Origin of the sequence: Compostibacillus humi, assembly GCF_014637175.1 — a bacterium.
GTDB classification, from domain to species: Bacteria; Bacillota; Bacilli; order Bacillales; family Amphibacillaceae; genus Oceanobacillus; species Oceanobacillus humi.
This window is the reverse complement of record NZ_BMEV01000024.1, coordinates 25,774-41,586: the sequence shown is the minus strand read 5'-3', so window position 1 is coordinate 41,586 and position 15,813 is coordinate 25,774. Positions and strand designations below refer to the sequence as shown.

The following is a 15,813-nucleotide window of genomic DNA, read 5'->3' as shown; positions in this document are numbered from 1 at the left end:
GTGTGGTTACTTCATAAATAACCTAAATTTAAGGGGGTGGCAAGTTTTTTTGTATAAAAACGCATTATATAGGCAATAATAATAGGTTTTACTTAAAAACTTTTGACAATACGTAGTGTAAAGGAGAGGTGGAAATATGAAAGTTTCCTATCATGGCCATTCTGTCGTAAAGATTGAAACGAAAACCCATACGATTCTCATTGATCCATTTATCTCAGGGAATGAATTATGTGATTTGGATGCTTCATCGGTAAAAGCCGACGCTATTTTATTAACCCACGCCCATAATGACCATGTCGGGGATACGGTCGATATTGCCAAACGAAACAATGCCCTTGTCGTGGCACCGAATGAGCTGGCAGAATATTTAGGGAAAAAGGGATTAAATGTACATCCGATGCATATTGGCGGTTCCCGTCAATTTGACTTCGGCCGGGTAAAATTTACCCAAGCCTTTCACGGCTCCTCCTATGAAGAAGAGGACGGTACATTAATTTACGGCGGGATGCCGGGAGGAATTCTTTTCACTGCGGAAGGAAAAACAATTTACCATTTAGGTGATACCGCATTATTTACCGATTTAAAAATGTACGGTGAGATGAACGATATCGATGTAGCTTTTATTCCGATTGGCGACAACTTTACGATGGGTCCGGAAGACGCCCTCGTTGCTGCAGATTGGTTAAAAGCAAACATCGTCGTGCCAATTCATTACAATACATTCCCTGTCATTGCCCAAGATCCGCACGCCTTTGCGGAAAAGGTGAAAACCGGCAGAGGAAAAGTAATGGAAGTGGGAGAAGCCCTCGAATTATAGCAAGAGAGGAACTCCTTGAGCATGCTGCATATGGCGTGCTCAAGGAGTTTGTTTTTTCTATTCCAATTGTGAATAAATTGGGAATTCTACACTGTGAAGGTGGGGGAGATAGACTTATTGCCGTTGACACGAAATTTTTCCATTGTTACTATTAAGAAAGAGTTGCAGAATCGGAATAATTTGTTTGAATTGTACATCGATTGTTGTTACATAGTAGGAGGTAAAGAATTGAATCTGTTAAAATCCTCAAAACAACGGGCAATTTTCATTTTAGTTATTCTAGCAATTGTAGCTGTCAGTGCCGTTATTATTGTCGTTACAGCGATGGAAAATACGAAAAAAGAAGCCCATATCGCCAATGCGCTGCAAATTATTTCCGCTGCCAAGTCAGCTGAAAATTTAGGATGGGAAATTACCGAAGAGGGAATCGATGCCTATGAAAAATTGAATATCGGAGATATGACTGACCCGTGGGAGAATGAGAAATACGTCGTTGCGAGAGTGTATAAAAATGCCGGCGGATACGGAGTTGAACTAAAATCCAAAGGCGGCCAATGTGATTTAGACGATATGGAAAATTTAATTTTAACGTATGATACTAGGATGTGTGACGAAAAACGGAGATAGGAAAATCCCGACACATATTGTGTCGGGATTTTTCGTGCACGAAAATATTCCGAGTCCGAAAAAAATTGATACAATAGATAGAGTATAAACAGAAGGAGCAGTGCATATGGAAGTATTGTTCATTGTCTTTCTTTTTATCTTTGGTTTGATATTTGGTTCTTTTTTTAATGTGGTCGGTTTACGGGTTCCGAAGGAGGAGCCTTTCGCCAATGACAGGTCCCGTTGTCCTGCCTGCAGCAAAGAATTGGCCTGGTATGAACTGATTCCTGTCATCTCGTTTATGCTGCAAGGAGGAAAATGCCGTTCATGCAAAAGTAAAATTTCTTTGCTTTATCCAACGGTAGAACTGTTTACCGGTATTCTATTTGTTCTGTGTTATATGCAGCTTGGCTTTCAGCTGGAACTGCTGACCGCGCTTTTATTTATTTCCATGCTTATGATTATTTTTGTTTCGGATATCCGTTATATGCTTATTCCGAATAAAATATTATTGTTTTTCCTTCCTGCATTTATTATATTGCGAATCATCATCCCTCTTGAACCATGGTGGTCATCTGTTGCCGGTGCACTAGCAGGATCCGGAATTATTTTCGTTATCATTTTGCTGAGCCGGGGCGGAATGGGTGCAGGGGACATGAAACTATTTTTCCTATTAGGAATCGTCCTGGGAACAAAAAAGGTTCTCCTTGCCTTTTTCTTTGCCTGCCTCTTTGGCGCAGTAATCGGAATCATTTTAATGCTATTGAAAATAATTAGGCGGAAACAGCCGGTACCCTTTGGCCCGTACATTGTTGCCGCAGCAGTTATAACTTATTTTTACGGTGAACAAATTATACATTGGTACTTTTTGAAATTTTAATAAAATTTTGTATTCATTTCTCCCATTTCCTATAGTATAATATCGTTAATAAAAAAGATGAATAATATTTCCTAGATAATAAGTCTTGGAAGATATGATTTTGTAAAAAGTTTGTAAAAAAGGTATTGCGGAATTGTGAAAAATTTATCGTATTGTTGTGACTTTTTTAACAGACTGATAGGATAGAATTAGAAATAACTTCATAGAGCAAACGATGAATTGCGATTCGTATTTGGGCATCTGAGTCGTAAGGAGTTACTGATGCAACCGGCCTTTTCGTATTGTCATAGATTTTGTAGATGCAATATTGAAACGGCCCTTTATTTTATTTGATTCTTTTTGTAATCATATAGTTATATATACCTAATTATTTTTATAACACTCGCTTTTGGAACTAAATATTCTTTTAGTTGTAATTAAGGATAAGAAAAAAGGTGGATTCTTTCGATGAAAGGAATTAGTAAAAATATCCTATTCTTGCTTTTGCTGCTTGCAGATGATGTTTGTAGGCAATCTGGATTTCCAAAAGCCTGCAGAACAAGAATTGATTATTAATGAAGAACCGACAGAAATTATTGTTGCAAATGTGAATATCGTCACATTCTTTTATGACCAAGAATTGTGATTCTCCTGTCTTCTGACAATCTCCAGAAGAAAATGAATAAAAAGAGTGATTAAGATGAAAAAAAATCAAGGTTTTACTTTAGTAGAAGTCTTGGCTTCCGTCACGATTTTATTTATTATCGGAACGAGTTTTTTTCAGTTTTTTATTCATGCCCAAAGAGAAACGACAGAAAGTGAAATGAAACTGGAAGCGTTGAACATTGCCCAGACAGTGTTTGAGAGAATAGAGCATGGAGAGTATCCGGAAGTAACAGGAGCTGGAACTTTTAATAAAGGAAATTGTGCAGACGATGAGTGTATAGGGAGATATGATTTCAAATTAAACAAAAAGCGTTACGAGGTGGAGATTAGAGTAACCCCATCGGATCTCGATTTATCGTTCGTTGAAGTATATGTAACGGATAATGACGGGACGGACAAGAGCAGCGTGAAAGGGCTGATGGACCTGTGAAAAAACTGCTTACATCATCAAAGGGCCTTACTCTCGTTGAACTGCTCTCTTCTTTTACCATATTAAGTATTATTACAATCATTATAATGAACTACTTGCTCGGCGGAATGAACAGTTACGAAAAGACGAGCAAAGATGTTTCCTTGCACAACGATGCTAATTATGTAATGTCAGCGTTCGTACGGCACATTTATGAAGGAACAGAAGTAGAAATTGAAGAATCAACGAGCGATTCGATATTAATTAAAGTTACTAATTTATCTGGCGAAGAAACAATTTTAGGATTTAAAAATCATCAAGCGTACATAAAAAGCGGTCCTAATGAATCCAAATCTTTATCCCATTATCAATTCCCCTGTTGCGGCAATGACGCTTCGAATATAACAGTAAAGAATGATACGGTAATTATTAAAATGATGATAGAAGACCAAAAATCAGAAACAAGCCTGGAACTGAAAAATGAAGTTTCTTTCCGTAAGCCTGCGGAAGAAATGGATTGAGGGTGAAACAATGAAAGATGAACGAGGCTCCACGTTAATCTTAGTTTTGGTCGTAATTACGCTATTTTCTGTTCTTGGAATGAGTGTGATGGCACAAGTCACAACGGAGAAAAAGCTAACGGTTAATACGGAAAACAGAATGCAAGCACGGTACTTAGCCCAAAGCGCCCTTACCCATTTTGAAAAGGATTTTGAAAAAGAATTTCAAAAAGAAGACATGAGCATAGAACAGTTTTTGGAAAAGTATGAGATGGAGGATGCCCCGATTTATGTAATCGGCAGTGAAGGGGAACGGGAACAGTCTATCATTGTTAATGTTGAAAAGGAAGGTTCAATCATTTCCGTGGAAAGCAAAGGCGTGGCGAATGGTACGGAAACGACATTGGAAGGAATTTATGAATTGCATTTTGATGTGAATTTTGAAGAAAAAGAGTTTGAACTTGCTGATTTCAATAAAGATGACACAGTTGCCGTGAATTTTGCCAGGAATTCGGTCTTAAGTCTTGGGTTAGGAAAATTATTAAGTGCATCGTTAATCAGTTCAAGCGGAATAGATGATAAATTTTATATCGTTCCAAATGATTCGATTATCGGCTTAAAATTATTAGGAGGGTTATTAGAACTTAATTTAGGTGACGGCGACCGATTCAAATTAATGGAAAACAAACGGGTTATTGCTACGCGGAAGGGTGTTTTGCTCAATCTGAATGTACTCAATGAATCGGCAAGATTAAATGTTCTGGAACTAAATAATCCGAAAGATACCAATGTTTTAATCAATGGCTATTACAGAACATTAAACTTGCTTGGGCTTATAACAGTTGATGGCTATCGCGATATCGATTTTAAAAAGCTGGCCGTACTAGGTAATGCAATGATCAAGAAAGAAAAAGAGGATAAAGCAGCTCGAAGATATTTTTCCTTTAGTGAAGGACTGTTTGTGAACCGGACCATGATTATAGGTGATGAAAAAAACAGAAGAAGAAGCAGTTTAGGTTTAATAGGCGAAGTTGTAGCGGTAGAAGACTTGCTAATTACAGACACAGATATCATAGTTAGCGAAAGAAACAACAGTATTTACTCAGGGGAAAACAATTTGGATATATATGTACATGGAAATGTAAAAATCAGAAATAGTTGTGTTCAATTAAAAAATGAGAATTATAGTTTTCGCATTTTTACAAAGGGGAAAATTACGTTTGAAAACATCACCGGCTGCAAGAACGGCTTTCCAGGCTTTTTCTATGCGGAAGGCGGTGCAGAGTTCATTGAGAATGGAACGCTGATGAACGCGCAGGAAGGCAAAGTGCATGGAGAAGTAAATCTGGATGAGTATAAAATTATAGATGATGCGGTTTCTATCAGCAATTATCGATTAGTTCCTAAAGGCAGATCAATAAAATAATGTTTATTTAATTTGGAATCACAAATAATAAAGTATTACATCTGATCGTTTCACGGAAATTTCTTGATGTAATACTTTTTATTTTATCATTGTATAATACGAACGTATTAATTATACTAAAGGTAATAATAGTTATATATACTATTTTACTAGGTACATTATACTAATAATTTTATTTATTATCAATAGTTTAAAATAGGATTTTTTTTAGTGTATTTTCAGAATTGTTTGCATATATGGTTAAATCTATTAAAGCAATATAGCATTTGCGAAAAAGCCCCAGCGGAACGGAGAGATTTTGGACGTGTTTGAATTCAAAAAAGAAAAGGGTTTAACGCTTATTGAAGTTCTTGTCTCCATCGTTCTTTTATCTCTTATATTAATCATGTTTTTTTCTATGTTTATTCAGACTGCGAAAGTAAACAATAGTTCCGAAACTATTATCGACGCTACTTATATTGCGCAGACAGAAATGGAGAGAATTTATTCTTATAGCAAAAACACGTCTTATAGTAAAAGAGAGGATGCTTTAGCTGATTTAAACTTTAACAAAGTAGCTAATATTGACGACTGGATTATTTTCGAAAAAAATGACAGCAATTCAGACTTTAAAATTGTAGTAAAACTTCAAAAACAACAATTGGAGGAAAATATGAACCGTCTTATTTTAGAAGTTTATAACGGTGACGATAACATTCAGGCTAAAATGGAAAATGCTATATTGTGGAGAACTGATTGAAAGTGAATTGGTTAAGAGAGGAAAAAGGATTAACATTAATTGAATTATTAGCAGGTATGACGTTAACAGCAATCATCATGTTAATGATTTTTAATGTTTTTATCTCGATACAAGATCAATACAGCAATCAATCAGCTGAGGCAAAACAGTTATTTGACGTAACATATGCTGCAAAAATTATTACGAAAAAAATGCGAACGACAGAAGTCGAAGAAGTTTCTGAGAGCCGTTCGGCCATAAAATTTTCAGATGGAAAAGAGTTTGTCTACAATTCGAGCAATCGTTCCATTGTCAATGAGAAAAACACTACAATAGCAACAAATATAGATCGGTTTTACGTTGAGATGAAAAATGATGAAAACGGAAATCGATCGGTGGTTCTTATCATTGAGAGTCCACAGAAGACGGTTGAGACGGAAATAGTGATTAGAGGGGGGGAATAAAGTGAATAAGCGGGGGAGCAGAAAATCATTGTATACAAATAGTTCCGGGTTCACCCTTTTAGGAACTGTATTGGTAATGGTCATCACATCTATAATCGGAATGACACTTCTAAATGTTACATCCAATTCCTTAAACATCTCGTCCATTGAACGGGACAGCCAGTCAGCCTTTTATATTGCTGAAGCAGCGTTAACCGTTGAAATGGCTAACGTCAAAGAAACCATTCACGATGTCTACAGCCGAACCGATAATGAATATAGTTTTTTCTCTACCCTTACCTCTGAACTTACCGGTGAAAGAGCCCCTTATACGAATTTTGAACAAGTTTTTGGAAAAAACCCTAAAGCAATTATCAATGTAGAAGAATTAAATGAAGGGAATCCAAGAGAATATAAAATTATTTCGACAGGAATTATTGAGGAAGAGAGAACAATAGAACAGAAGTTTTATGTGGAATGGGCGTCAAAAAGCGGCGTTCCTGACATGGCTCTATTTGTCAGCAATAATATAAATTTAGCGGGAGGAGGCTATATAAAAGGAGATATAGCCACATTAAGTTCTCAGCCAAATAGCATTACAGCAGGCGGCGGAGCCAGAGTTGACGGAAAAATTTATGTACCGGTTGGTTATGAGAAACTGGCTGTCGATAAACCAAGTTGGATGACAATGGTTCCGGATGCAGAGGGGAAAGATTTTGGAGAAATGCCAAAACTGCCGCCATTTCCGGAAATCCCTTCCTATAGGATACCAGATGATGTAATTATCCAAAAAGACGACTGGAATAAATCAGCGGTAATTAAGAATGGCGATCTTTTAGTAAATGATTGGATTACAAATAATTATACTTTAAATATGAGTGACAATATGCAATTCAATAACATTGAAATAAAACGAAACAATACGTTAAATATAAATATTGGAACTTCAGATAAGGAAATCGTTGTAAAAGATTTAAACATCCAAAATGGCCACATCAATATTATCGGAGGAGGCGGGCTAACCATTTATGTAACCGGTGAAATGAATTTTGGAAGTGCCAGCTCGGTAAACAAAAATGGCAAAGTAAATAAATTAAATATTTTCTTAAAAGGTTCGAATAATCCTAAAAAACACAAAGAAGTTAAGTTAAGCGGCGGCCAAGTCATTAATGGCTCTTTATTTGCGGAAGATGCGGATATTAAATTTACAGGAGGATCGGGATTTATAGGTAATTTATTTACCGGCGGCAAGGAAATAAGTGTGAGCGGGGGGAATTGGACTGAGGCGCCTTTAATATTAGCTCCGAATGCTGATTTCACTCTTTCAGGCGGGGGGAATATCAAAGGATCTGTCATTGCCAGATCATTTGCTATAAGCGGCGGTGGCAGTTTGGAATATGTTGATCCTCAAATAAAGGAAGGGCCGATATCGGGTGAACAACTTGGCAGCGGAGAAGTAATTATTACAAAGGAGCCATTGTTAGAAACAAACTAGTGTTTAGTAAAACTAGTATTTTTGGATCCATAGAATATTCAGTTATCATTCCCTTCTTTCATTCATAAGTTCTTAATGAAAGGAGGATTTTCTTATGCGCCAATACGCCATTCTCCGGCTGTTGCTAGCAGGTTTTTTCCTGTATATCGCTTGGCCGGTTATCCCGATGGCGGCTACGACGATGGAGCGTCTCTTTTGGGCACTTTGGCTTGGCTTTTTCGTCCTTGTTGTAGGGGCGAATTTATCGACGCTTTTACAAATGACTTTGCCGCCAGTTATGGAACAGAAGGAATTAAGGAGAAGCCGTGAAGCAGACAATGTTTGAGTTTTCTCTCCTTCATCTGTATAATAAAAATTAATAAATGATATAGTACAGATGAAGGCGGGGAAAAACAATGACAAAACATGAACGGATTTTACAGCACATTATGTCTTTAGAAGTAGGTCAAAAAATCTCTGTCCGCCAAATCGCTAAAGATTTACGTGTCAGTGACGGCACTGCTTACCGGGCAATTAAAGAAGCGGAAAACCAGGGGTTAGTAAGCACGATTGAGCGGGTTGGAACGATTCGAATTGAAAAAAAGAAGAAGGAAAATTTTGAACGTCTCACCTTTGCGGAGATTGTAAACATCGTGGATGGACAAGTGTTGGGAGGACGGGACGGACTCCATAAGACATTGAGTAAATTTGTCATCGGCGCCATGCAGCTGGATGCGATGATGCGCTACACGGAAGCAGGTTCCTTGCTTATTGTCGGAAACCGGGTGAAAGCCCATGAGCTGGCGATAAAAGCAGGGGCCGCCGTATTGATTACCGGAGGATTTGATACAGAGGAACATATTAAACAATTAGCTGATGAAAAGGAATTGCCGATTATTTCTTCCAGCTATGATACGTTTACCGTCGCCTCCATGATCAACCGGGCTATTTACGACCAACTAATTAAAAAGGAAATCGTCTTCGTCGGAGATATTGCGACCGCCTTTGAAGAAACGTATTATTTGCAAACGAAAGAGACGGTTGCCCGATGGTATGAGCTGAACAAAATTTCTTCCCATACCCGTTTTCCGGTCGTCGATAGTTCGATGCGGGTTGTCGGGATGGTCTCCTCGAAAGACATTGTCGGGAAGGATCCGGACACTCCGATTGACCGGGTAATGAGCAAAAAGCCGCAAGTCGCCCAGTCGAAAACTTCTTTAGCCTCCGTTTCCCACACGATGGTATGGGAAGGAATAGAAGTCATTCCGGTCGTGGATCAAAACTATAAATTACAAGGGGTCGTCTCCCGGCAAGACGTATTAAAAGCAATGCAGCAAATTCAGCGGCAGCCGCAAGTCGGAGAAACGATTGATGACATTGTCAGCCGCAATGTGGAACAGAGTCAGGAAGATGAAGATGTCTTTGAAACAGAAGTTACGCCGCAAATGACGAATCAGTTGGGAACTCTTTCCAACAGTGTCTTTACTGCCTTAATGGCGGAAGCCAGCTCCCGCCTGCTGCAGCGGGTGCGGAAGGCGAATATTTCCATTGAAAATATTACCGTCTATTTTAATAAACCGGTGCAAATTGATAGCAAATTAATTATTAAACCGAAAATCATCGATGCGGGAAGGCTCTTCGCCAAACTGGATGTGGAAGTATTCCATGAGAAAGATTTAGTCGGAAAAGGGATGATTATGGCACAGCTGATTAACCGATAAGCAAAGGGAACCCTCCTTTTCCAGTGAGAAAAGGGGGGTTCCCTTCCATTTGCTTACTTGCTGCTTGGATTTAAACGCCGAAATTCATTCCGGTAGTGTTTCGATTCTTTATAACCCCGGACGATATGGAGTGTACCAAGGGCGATAAAGATAATCCCGATAAATAAGGAAAGCTGGGTTTTGTAAAATACATACTGATTGATGGCAAAAAATAGCAGAAAAGCACCAAGACATAATCTTGCTTTCCCGTTAAAGTATTTTTGTTCGAGGATATCTTTACTCTTTAAAATGGCAACTTTATAATAAACATAGAATACGACAGAAAATATAATAAGTATTGTAAAAATAATCATCTAATCTCTCCTAATTTTTTCTATGTAGCCATACCAATTGTAACTTTTTTTCGTGATATTTGCTAGAATTAAATCAATTTGATGAACAGGAGAATATCGATGCCAATTTCTGAGATCATTCAAGCAATTAAAGAATATGAAAAGATTATTATTCACCGCCACGTACGGCCGGACCCGGATGCCTTAGGTTCCCAAGGGGGACTGAAAGAGATTATTCAAGCTTCTTTCCCCGATAAAAAAGTATATGCGGTCGGAGAGGATGACCCGGACTTATCTTTTCTTATTACGATGGATCATATTGAGGATAATGTCTACAAAGATGCGCTAGTTATCGTATGTGACACGGCGAATCAGCCGCGGATTGATGACGACCGTTATCAACTAGGAAGCAGGCTGATAAAAATTGACCATCATCCGATTGTCGATGCATATGGCGATATCCGCTGGGAAAATCCAAATGCCAGTTCCGTCAGTGAAATGATTTATGAATTGTATTTGGCGGGACGATCGGAAGGGCTCGTCATGAACGAGAGAGCGGCCCGTTTATTGTATGCAGGGATTGTCGGGGATACGGGAAGATTTTTATTTCCGAGCACTACACAAAGAACTTTTCAAATCGCCGCGGAACTGGTGACATACCCTTTTGACCGAACAGGACTTTATCAGTCTTTATATTTGGAAAAGGACCGGATTGCCCGGCTGAAAGGATATATTTTGCAGACGTTTCAGCTAAAACCTTCTGGGGTATGCACCGTCCGGCTAACTAAGGATATTTTGGAGAAATATGAAGTTAGTGCCAATGAAACAGGTCAATTGGTCAATGTATTAGGAGAAATCGAAGGAATGAAAGCATGGGCTTTCTTTATTGAAGAAGACGATTTAATCCGTATTCGGCTTCGCTCAAAAGGTCCTGCCATCCATAAGGTGGCGGAAAAATATAATGGGGGGGGCCATCCGTTAGCTTCTGGTGCGCAAATTAATTCCTGGGTTGAAGCGGAGGAGTTTACGAAAGATTTGGAAGCGGTATGCTTATCCTATTCCGAGGCAAAAAAAAGTGATGATTCTTGACCAATCATCACTTTTTTTCAGCTTGTTTTCCGTTCATCTAACGGTATGAACCAGCATCCGTTATTCGTTTCTTCACAAAGGACGTTTAAATGTTCTTTTTCAATATCCCGTTTAATTAACCGGATGAGCTCCTTTGATTCGGCGTATGCATTTTTCCCTTGTTTCAGCTGTGCTATTTTTCGGTCCCGTAAACTCCGCTGATGGATAATCATCTTCTCTTCCTCCTTTTTGTTATTTTCCTTCTACTTTCAGTATAATAGAAATTAATCCGTTTACTACAGAATCCTCAGATATTTCAATAAATGTTCACATTATGGCCCGTCCAGCTCTGCAAAAACCGATAATTTTACTTTCCTGGCAATCGTCAGCTTTTCCACTTGAAAATAATATGTAAAATCATCGACGGTAAATGCTTTATTTTCTATCGTGGAAATAAGCAGCTCATCCATCTCGCTGATCAGTTCTACGTCCCGGCCGACAATATAGTTTATTTCTTCTTTAATCAGCTCTTCCAGCTGGTGGATAATGAGCCGGTCAAGGCGCAAACTGTCCCAATTTGTAATTTGGACGACTATCGATTCGACTACCCGGGGTTCGTTTGCTTTCTCGTTTAAATCTTCCTTATCTTTTAGCAGCGCCTCATTTTGCCGCTCTAAATCATTTATTTCTGCTTGCTGTTTTACATTTTCTTCAATTAACCCTTCGTACATTTTCCCGTACATCGATAATAGAACGATATAAGCAATAATTCCGCCAATGGCACAGCCTGCCATAAATAGCTGCCAGGACGGCTTTTTATGATATGGTGGAATGTGCATTAAGTGACATCCTCCTGAATGAGCCAGTCGATGATGAGGGTGGCAGTCTTGACGCCGCCCATCGCCGATAATATCAATAATGCCTGTTTTACGAGGTCGATGGTAGAACCGTCAAATAATCCTTTTTGCAAGTTTTCGATGGCATCAAAGGTCCCGCCGATGGCAGCAACAATCGCCCAAATACGAAGGCTGTTAGCTAAGCGGGAGATTGCAGTTAACGGCGCTTCTCCAGTGGCAAAGGAGCCGATGCTTCCGATAATCGATCCTCCGATAATAACTCCAAAAGCAATAAAAAAGCAATGGATAAATGTAGCGAAAAAACGTTCTTCCATCTGTCCGACTCTCCCTTACCATTAAGTTAACTACATTGTATGAGAAAGGAAGACAAGTTATGAAAAGTATCTCCGCCGTATGCATGTTCGCTTTTCCTTGGTATAATGGAATTAATGGGATTTTTCAAAGCGAACGTGAAGATGCTTCGTTACATGGTGAAAGGAGGAAGGTCATTTGGCCTTTACTCATTTATATGTCAAAAGCAGCTACAGTTTAATGAACAGTACGATTTCCATCGAAAAATTAGTAACACGGGCAAAGGAACTCCAATTTGATGCGCTCGCTCTTACCGATGAAAACGTCATGTATGGGGTAATCCCCTTTTATCAAGCATGCAAAAATGCCGGAATCAAACCGATTATCGGATTAGCTGTAAAGGTAATGCTGGATGGGGAAGAAAATGAATGTGTGCTTCTGGCAAAAAATAATCAAGGGTATCGAGCATTGTTAAAAATTAGCACGATGATGATGCTGAAGGACGAAAACTACTTAATGCCAGAAGATTTGAAGAGTTATACCGAGAATCTTTTTGGGATCCTGCCGGTTGCCAATCCGAATGTACAGTTGCGGGTCTTGACGAATACGTTAGAGCAGCTGCATCAATACATCCATCCTATCGAAATTATATTTCCAGATGGGCATTTTTATCTCGGTCTAGACCGGAACCGGGAGCGATTCGTTCAAGTGTTGAAGGCAATGAAAGAAACTTACGGTACGAAGGCAGCCGCCGTCACTGAAGTGAAATATTTAGAAGAAAAAGATGTTTATGCTCTTGACGTGCTGCTGGCGATGAAAAGGGGAACTCCATGGGATATGAAACTGTCAAGCCAGGAACTGACGGGAAAACATCTCCGGAATCCGCTGGAAATGGAACAACTGTTTCAGCAAGTATGGCCGGAAATTCTTGCGGAAACGGAATGGATTAAAGAACAATGCCACGTAGACATACCCTTTCATCAGCAGCTGCTGCCGTCCTTTCCCGTACCAGACGGGACGGATGCCCATTCTTATTTGGAGAAAGTTTGCTGGGAGCACGTTGGGAAACGGTATGACCGAATAACAGATGAAGTAAAAGAGCGGCTTACATACGAACTGAATGTGATTAAATCGATGAAGTTTAGTGATTACTTTTTGATTGTCGCCGATTTCATCCGATTTGCGAAGGAGCAAAACATCCTTGTCGGCCCAGGCCGGGGGTCTTCCGCCAGCTCCATCGTTGCCTACGTGTTGGGCATTACCGATGTGGACCCATTGGACAACGAATTGCTGTTTGAACGGTTTCTGAATCTGGAACGGAAGACAATGCCGGATATAGACGTCGATTTTTCCGATGAACGGAGGGACGAGGTCATTGAATACGTCCGTAATAAATACGGAAAAGACCATGTGGCGCAAATAATTACATTCGGAACATTTGCAGCCCGCTCCCTTATTAGAGAATTAATGAAGACAATGGACGTGGATGGGAATGACCGCACCCTTATTCTAAAGGAAATTCCGCAGCAGACGAAACAATCCATCGGAGAAATTTTGAAGGAATCTAAAACTCTCCAGGAATTGGTGAAAAGTTCTCCGAAGCTAAAGGCGCTGTTTTCCATTGCGGCAAAGCTGGAAGGGATTCCGAGACATGTATCCACCCATGCTGCCGGGGTAGTAATTAGCGAAGCTCCGCTTACCGATTATGTTCCGCTCACAGCTGGCGGCACCGGGGAAACGTATTTAACCCAATTTGCCATGAATGAATTAGAGGCAATTGGCCTTTTAAAGATGGATTTTCTCGGTCTGCGCAATTTAACTTTGCTGGAAAAAATAATGAAGTCGATCCAATATAGGTCGGATGCCGATTTTACGTTTCAACAGATTCCGGAAAATGACGAAAAAACTTTCGCCCTATTGCGTAAGGGACTGACGAACGGAGTATTCCAGCTGGAGTCGGAAGGGATGAAACAAGTTCTAAAGGAGCTGAGACCGACAAATTTTGAGGATATCGTCGCCGTCAATGCCCTATACCGGCCGGGACCGATGAATTTTATTCCTGTCTATATAGACCGGAAGCATAAACGGGCAAAAACGACGTACCCTCATCCCGACTTAGAACCGATTTTAAAATCCACCTATGGTGTTCTCGTTTATCAGGAGCAAATTATGCAAATCGCCCACCGGATGGCCGGTTTTTCCCTTGGGGAGGCGGATATTCTTCGCCGGGCGGTGAGCAAAAAGAACGCAAATCTGATGAAGCAATTGAAGGCATCATTTGTTCAAGGATGTATTCAGAATGGATACGATGTCAGCATTGCCGAAGAACTGTTCAGCTGGATTGTAAAGTTTTCCAATTACGGTTTTCCGAGGAGCCATGCTGTTGCCTATAGTAAAATTTCCTACCAGCTTAGCTATTTGAAAGCCCACTATCCGGAGCATTTTTTTGCTGAATTATTAAGTTCATTACGGAATCAGCAGGAAAAATTGCCAGCATATATAAAGGAAATGAAGGAAATGGGCATCAATTTGCTGCCGCCTTCCATTAATCATAGCTATGGCAAATTTTCCGTCGAAGGGAACAATATCCGCATCGGGCTTTCGAGCATTAAAGGGCTCGGGCACAACGTGGTGAAGGAAATTTTAGAAAAACGGAAAGACGGTCCATTCCGCAATTTATTTGACTTTTGCATACGGGTCAATACCGATATCGTCAACCGGCAGTCAATTGAAAACTTAATCCTTACAGGCTGTTTTGATCAGGTTTATGCCAATCGAGCAAGTCTGCTTGCAACGTTAGACAAAGCGATGGACACAGGCGAGTTGTTTCGGGAATTTCAGGACCAGCCAAGTCTGTTTCAGGATAAAATTGATATCGAAGCGGACTATGTTCCAATGGATGATTTTAGTTTAATCAAAAAATTAGCTGATGAAAAAGAGCTGCTCGGAATATATGTCTCTAGCCATCCGTTGAAGGAAATCCGTCCGCTCCTTCGAAAAAATGGCTACATTACTTTGCAGCAAATGGGAGACCTCGTTGGTAAACGAAAGGTGAAAAGTGTCGGTTCCATTCAAGCGATAAGAACGATTCGGACAAAACGCGGCGACTCGATGGCATTTATCACCCTGAGTGATGAAACGGATGATGCGGATGGAGTTATTTTCCCTGAATTGTACCGCCGTGTCAGTCCGTGGCTGGGAGAAGAAATGATTGTTGCGATAGTGGGAAAAATAGAGGAGCGCAACAATAAGCTGCAATGGGTGCTGGATGATATTTCTTTGTTTAAAGAAGAACATTTATATGAATCGGAAAAAACAAGGTTATTTATCCGGGTTTCTTCGGATGAATATGAAAAAACGTTAACAATTTTAAAAAGAATTGCCTCTAACCATCCGGGCAGCACAGACATCTATATTTATCAGCAGGACAAAAAACAAACATACAAATTATCCTATGAATTTGCAGTCCAGCCAAATTATGAATGCATCCAGGATCTAAAACAATACTTCGGCGAGGACAATGTCGTGCTGCAGAAAGCTAAACAGAACGAGAGCTGACAAGCGCCCGCTAAACATTTATGCTTGTGAGATTCCAAAAGGATAATTTTTCCTTTTCAAAGATACAA

At 39.7% G+C, this 15,813-nt stretch carries 18 protein-coding genes and 1 riboswitch; of the genes, 14 read left to right on the top strand and 4 right to left on the bottom strand.

Annotation, left to right across the window (positions count from 1 at the left end):
* The first annotated feature begins 136 nt into the window (after nt 1-136).
* The 12 genes from IEV18_RS07985 to IEV18_RS07935 all read left to right on the top strand — a co-directional run bounded on the left by IEV18_RS07985 (nt 137) and on the right by IEV18_RS07935 (nt 9,639).
* Nucleotides 137-817: a metal-dependent hydrolase gene (locus tag IEV18_RS07985; protein WP_188391866.1), complete on the top strand. Its 681-nt coding sequence runs from the start codon at nt 137-139 to the stop codon at nt 815-817.
* A 228-nt stretch (nt 818-1,045) separates the two neighbouring features.
* Nucleotides 1,046-1,444, top strand: coding sequence for a hypothetical protein (locus IEV18_RS07980; protein ID WP_188391865.1), 399 nt, complete (start codon nt 1,046-1,048; stop codon nt 1,442-1,444).
* 106 nt (nt 1,445-1,550) lie between these two features.
* Nucleotides 1,551-2,303, top strand: coding sequence for a prepilin peptidase (locus IEV18_RS07975; RefSeq protein ID WP_188391864.1), 753 nt, complete (start codon nt 1,551-1,553; stop codon nt 2,301-2,303).
* A gap of 198 nt (nt 2,304-2,501) precedes the next feature.
* A riboswitch (cyclic di-GMP riboswitch) is annotated at nt 2,502-2,585 on the top strand.
* A gap of 214 nt (nt 2,586-2,799) precedes the next feature.
* Nucleotides 2,800-2,928 (top strand): hypothetical protein, encoded by a 129-nt coding sequence (locus IEV18_RS17440; protein ID WP_268235417.1) that lies wholly within the window; start codon nt 2,800-2,802, stop codon nt 2,926-2,928.
* A gap of 54 nt (nt 2,929-2,982) precedes the next feature.
* Nucleotides 2,983-3,378 (top strand): PulJ/GspJ family protein, encoded by a 396-nt coding sequence (locus IEV18_RS07970; protein ID WP_188391863.1) that lies wholly within the window; start codon nt 2,983-2,985, stop codon nt 3,376-3,378.
* Entirely contained in the window at nt 3,375-3,878 is a 504-nt protein-coding gene (locus IEV18_RS07965) for a hypothetical protein (RefSeq protein ID WP_188391862.1), read from the top strand. Before IEV18_RS07970 ends, IEV18_RS07965 begins: the two co-directional genes overlap by 4 nt.
* A gap of 10 nt (nt 3,879-3,888) precedes the next feature.
* Nucleotides 3,889-5,283, top strand: coding sequence for a pilus assembly PilX N-terminal domain-containing protein (locus tag IEV18_RS07960; RefSeq protein ID WP_188391861.1), 1,395 nt, complete (start codon nt 3,889-3,891; stop codon nt 5,281-5,283).
* Nucleotides 5,284-5,587: 304 nt separating this feature from the next.
* Nucleotides 5,588-6,022, top strand: coding sequence for a type IV pilus modification PilV family protein (locus tag IEV18_RS07955; RefSeq protein WP_188391860.1), 435 nt, complete (start codon nt 5,588-5,590; stop codon nt 6,020-6,022).
* 2 nt (nt 6,023-6,024) lie between these two features.
* A complete protein-coding gene (locus tag IEV18_RS07950) occupies nt 6,025-6,465 on the top strand; it encodes a PilW family protein (RefSeq protein WP_373281898.1) in 441 nt (146 codons plus the stop codon).
* Between the two features lies 1 nt (nt 6,466).
* Nucleotides 6,467-7,939: a pilus assembly PilX N-terminal domain-containing protein gene (locus IEV18_RS07945; RefSeq protein ID WP_188391858.1), complete on the top strand. Its 1,473-nt coding sequence runs from the start codon at nt 6,467-6,469 to the stop codon at nt 7,937-7,939.
* 94 nt (nt 7,940-8,033) lie between these two features.
* Nucleotides 8,034-8,264, top strand: coding sequence for a hypothetical protein (locus tag IEV18_RS07940; protein ID WP_188391857.1), 231 nt, complete (start codon nt 8,034-8,036; stop codon nt 8,262-8,264).
* Between the two features lie 70 nt (nt 8,265-8,334).
* Nucleotides 8,335-9,639, top strand: coding sequence for a DRTGG domain-containing protein (locus IEV18_RS07935; protein WP_188391856.1), 1,305 nt, complete (start codon nt 8,335-8,337; stop codon nt 9,637-9,639).
* A 53-nt stretch (nt 9,640-9,692) separates the two neighbouring features.
* Here IEV18_RS07935 and IEV18_RS07930 read toward each other — a convergent pair whose 3' ends face one another.
* Complete coding sequence (locus tag IEV18_RS07930; protein WP_188391855.1) at nt 9,693-9,992, bottom strand: YtpI family protein; 300 nt, start codon at nt 9,990-9,992, stop codon at nt 9,693-9,695.
* Nucleotides 9,993-10,091: 99 nt separating this feature from the next.
* On the opposite strand from IEV18_RS07930, the gene IEV18_RS07925 reads away from it, so the two are divergent.
* Nucleotides 10,092-11,060 (top strand): DHH family phosphoesterase, encoded by a 969-nt coding sequence (locus tag IEV18_RS07925; RefSeq protein WP_229733593.1) that lies wholly within the window; start codon nt 10,092-10,094, stop codon nt 11,058-11,060.
* A gap of 17 nt (nt 11,061-11,077) precedes the next feature.
* Here the strand turns inward: IEV18_RS07925 and IEV18_RS07920 are convergent, their stop codons facing one another.
* The 3 genes from IEV18_RS07920 to ytrH all read right to left on the bottom strand — a co-directional run bounded on the left by IEV18_RS07920 (nt 11,078) and on the right by ytrH (nt 12,210).
* On the bottom strand, nt 11,078-11,272 hold the full coding sequence (locus tag IEV18_RS07920) for a YtzJ family protein (protein ID WP_188391854.1): 195 nt from the start codon (nt 11,270-11,272) through the stop codon (nt 11,078-11,080).
* Nucleotides 11,273-11,371: 99 nt separating this feature from the next.
* Nucleotides 11,372-11,878, bottom strand: coding sequence for a sporulation membrane protein YtrI (gene ytrI, locus IEV18_RS07915; protein WP_188391853.1), 507 nt, complete (start codon nt 11,876-11,878; stop codon nt 11,372-11,374).
* On the bottom strand, nt 11,878-12,210 hold the full coding sequence (ytrH, locus tag IEV18_RS07910; protein ID WP_188391852.1) for a sporulation membrane protein YtrH: 333 nt from the start codon (nt 12,208-12,210) through the stop codon (nt 11,878-11,880). The genes ytrI and ytrH overlap by 1 nt, the downstream gene beginning before the upstream one ends.
* A gap of 175 nt (nt 12,211-12,385) precedes the next feature.
* Here ytrH and dnaE point away from each other — a divergent pair, with 175 nt between their 5' ends.
* Nucleotides 12,386-15,745, top strand: a complete 3,360-nt coding sequence (dnaE, locus tag IEV18_RS07905; protein ID WP_188391851.1) for a DNA polymerase III subunit alpha — start codon at nt 12,386-12,388, stop codon at nt 15,743-15,745.
* The last annotated feature ends 68 nt before the right edge of the window (nt 15,746-15,813 follow it).

Coding starts and splice junctions, on each gene's coding strand:
- ytrH (WP_188391852.1), bottom strand. CDS start 12,210: ATGGAAGAACGTTTTTTCGCTACATTTATCCATTGCTTTTTTATTGCT.
- ytrI (WP_188391853.1), bottom strand. CDS start 11,878: ATGCACATTCCACCATATCATAAAAAGCCGTCCTGGCAGCTATTTATG.
- IEV18_RS07925 (WP_229733593.1), top strand. CDS start 10,092: ATGCCAATTTCTGAGATCATTCAAGCAATTAAAGAATATGAAAAGATT.
- IEV18_RS07985 (WP_188391866.1), top strand. CDS start 137: ATGAAAGTTTCCTATCATGGCCATTCTGTCGTAAAGATTGAAACGAAA.
- IEV18_RS07975 (WP_188391864.1), top strand. CDS start 1,551: ATGGAAGTATTGTTCATTGTCTTTCTTTTTATCTTTGGTTTGATATTT.
- IEV18_RS07930 (WP_188391855.1), bottom strand. CDS start 9,992: ATGATTATTTTTACAATACTTATTATATTTTCTGTCGTATTCTATGTT.
- IEV18_RS07960 (WP_188391861.1), top strand. CDS start 3,889: ATGAAAGATGAACGAGGCTCCACGTTAATCTTAGTTTTGGTCGTAATT.
- IEV18_RS07970 (WP_188391863.1), top strand. CDS start 2,983: ATGAAAAAAAATCAAGGTTTTACTTTAGTAGAAGTCTTGGCTTCCGTC.
- IEV18_RS07940 (WP_188391857.1), top strand. CDS start 8,034: ATGCGCCAATACGCCATTCTCCGGCTGTTGCTAGCAGGTTTTTTCCTG.
- IEV18_RS07935 (WP_188391856.1), top strand. CDS start 8,335: ATGACAAAACATGAACGGATTTTACAGCACATTATGTCTTTAGAAGTA.
- IEV18_RS17440 (WP_268235417.1), top strand. CDS start 2,800: ATGATGTTTGTAGGCAATCTGGATTTCCAAAAGCCTGCAGAACAAGAA.
- IEV18_RS07920 (WP_188391854.1), bottom strand. CDS start 11,272: ATGATTATCCATCAGCGGAGTTTACGGGACCGAAAAATAGCACAGCTG.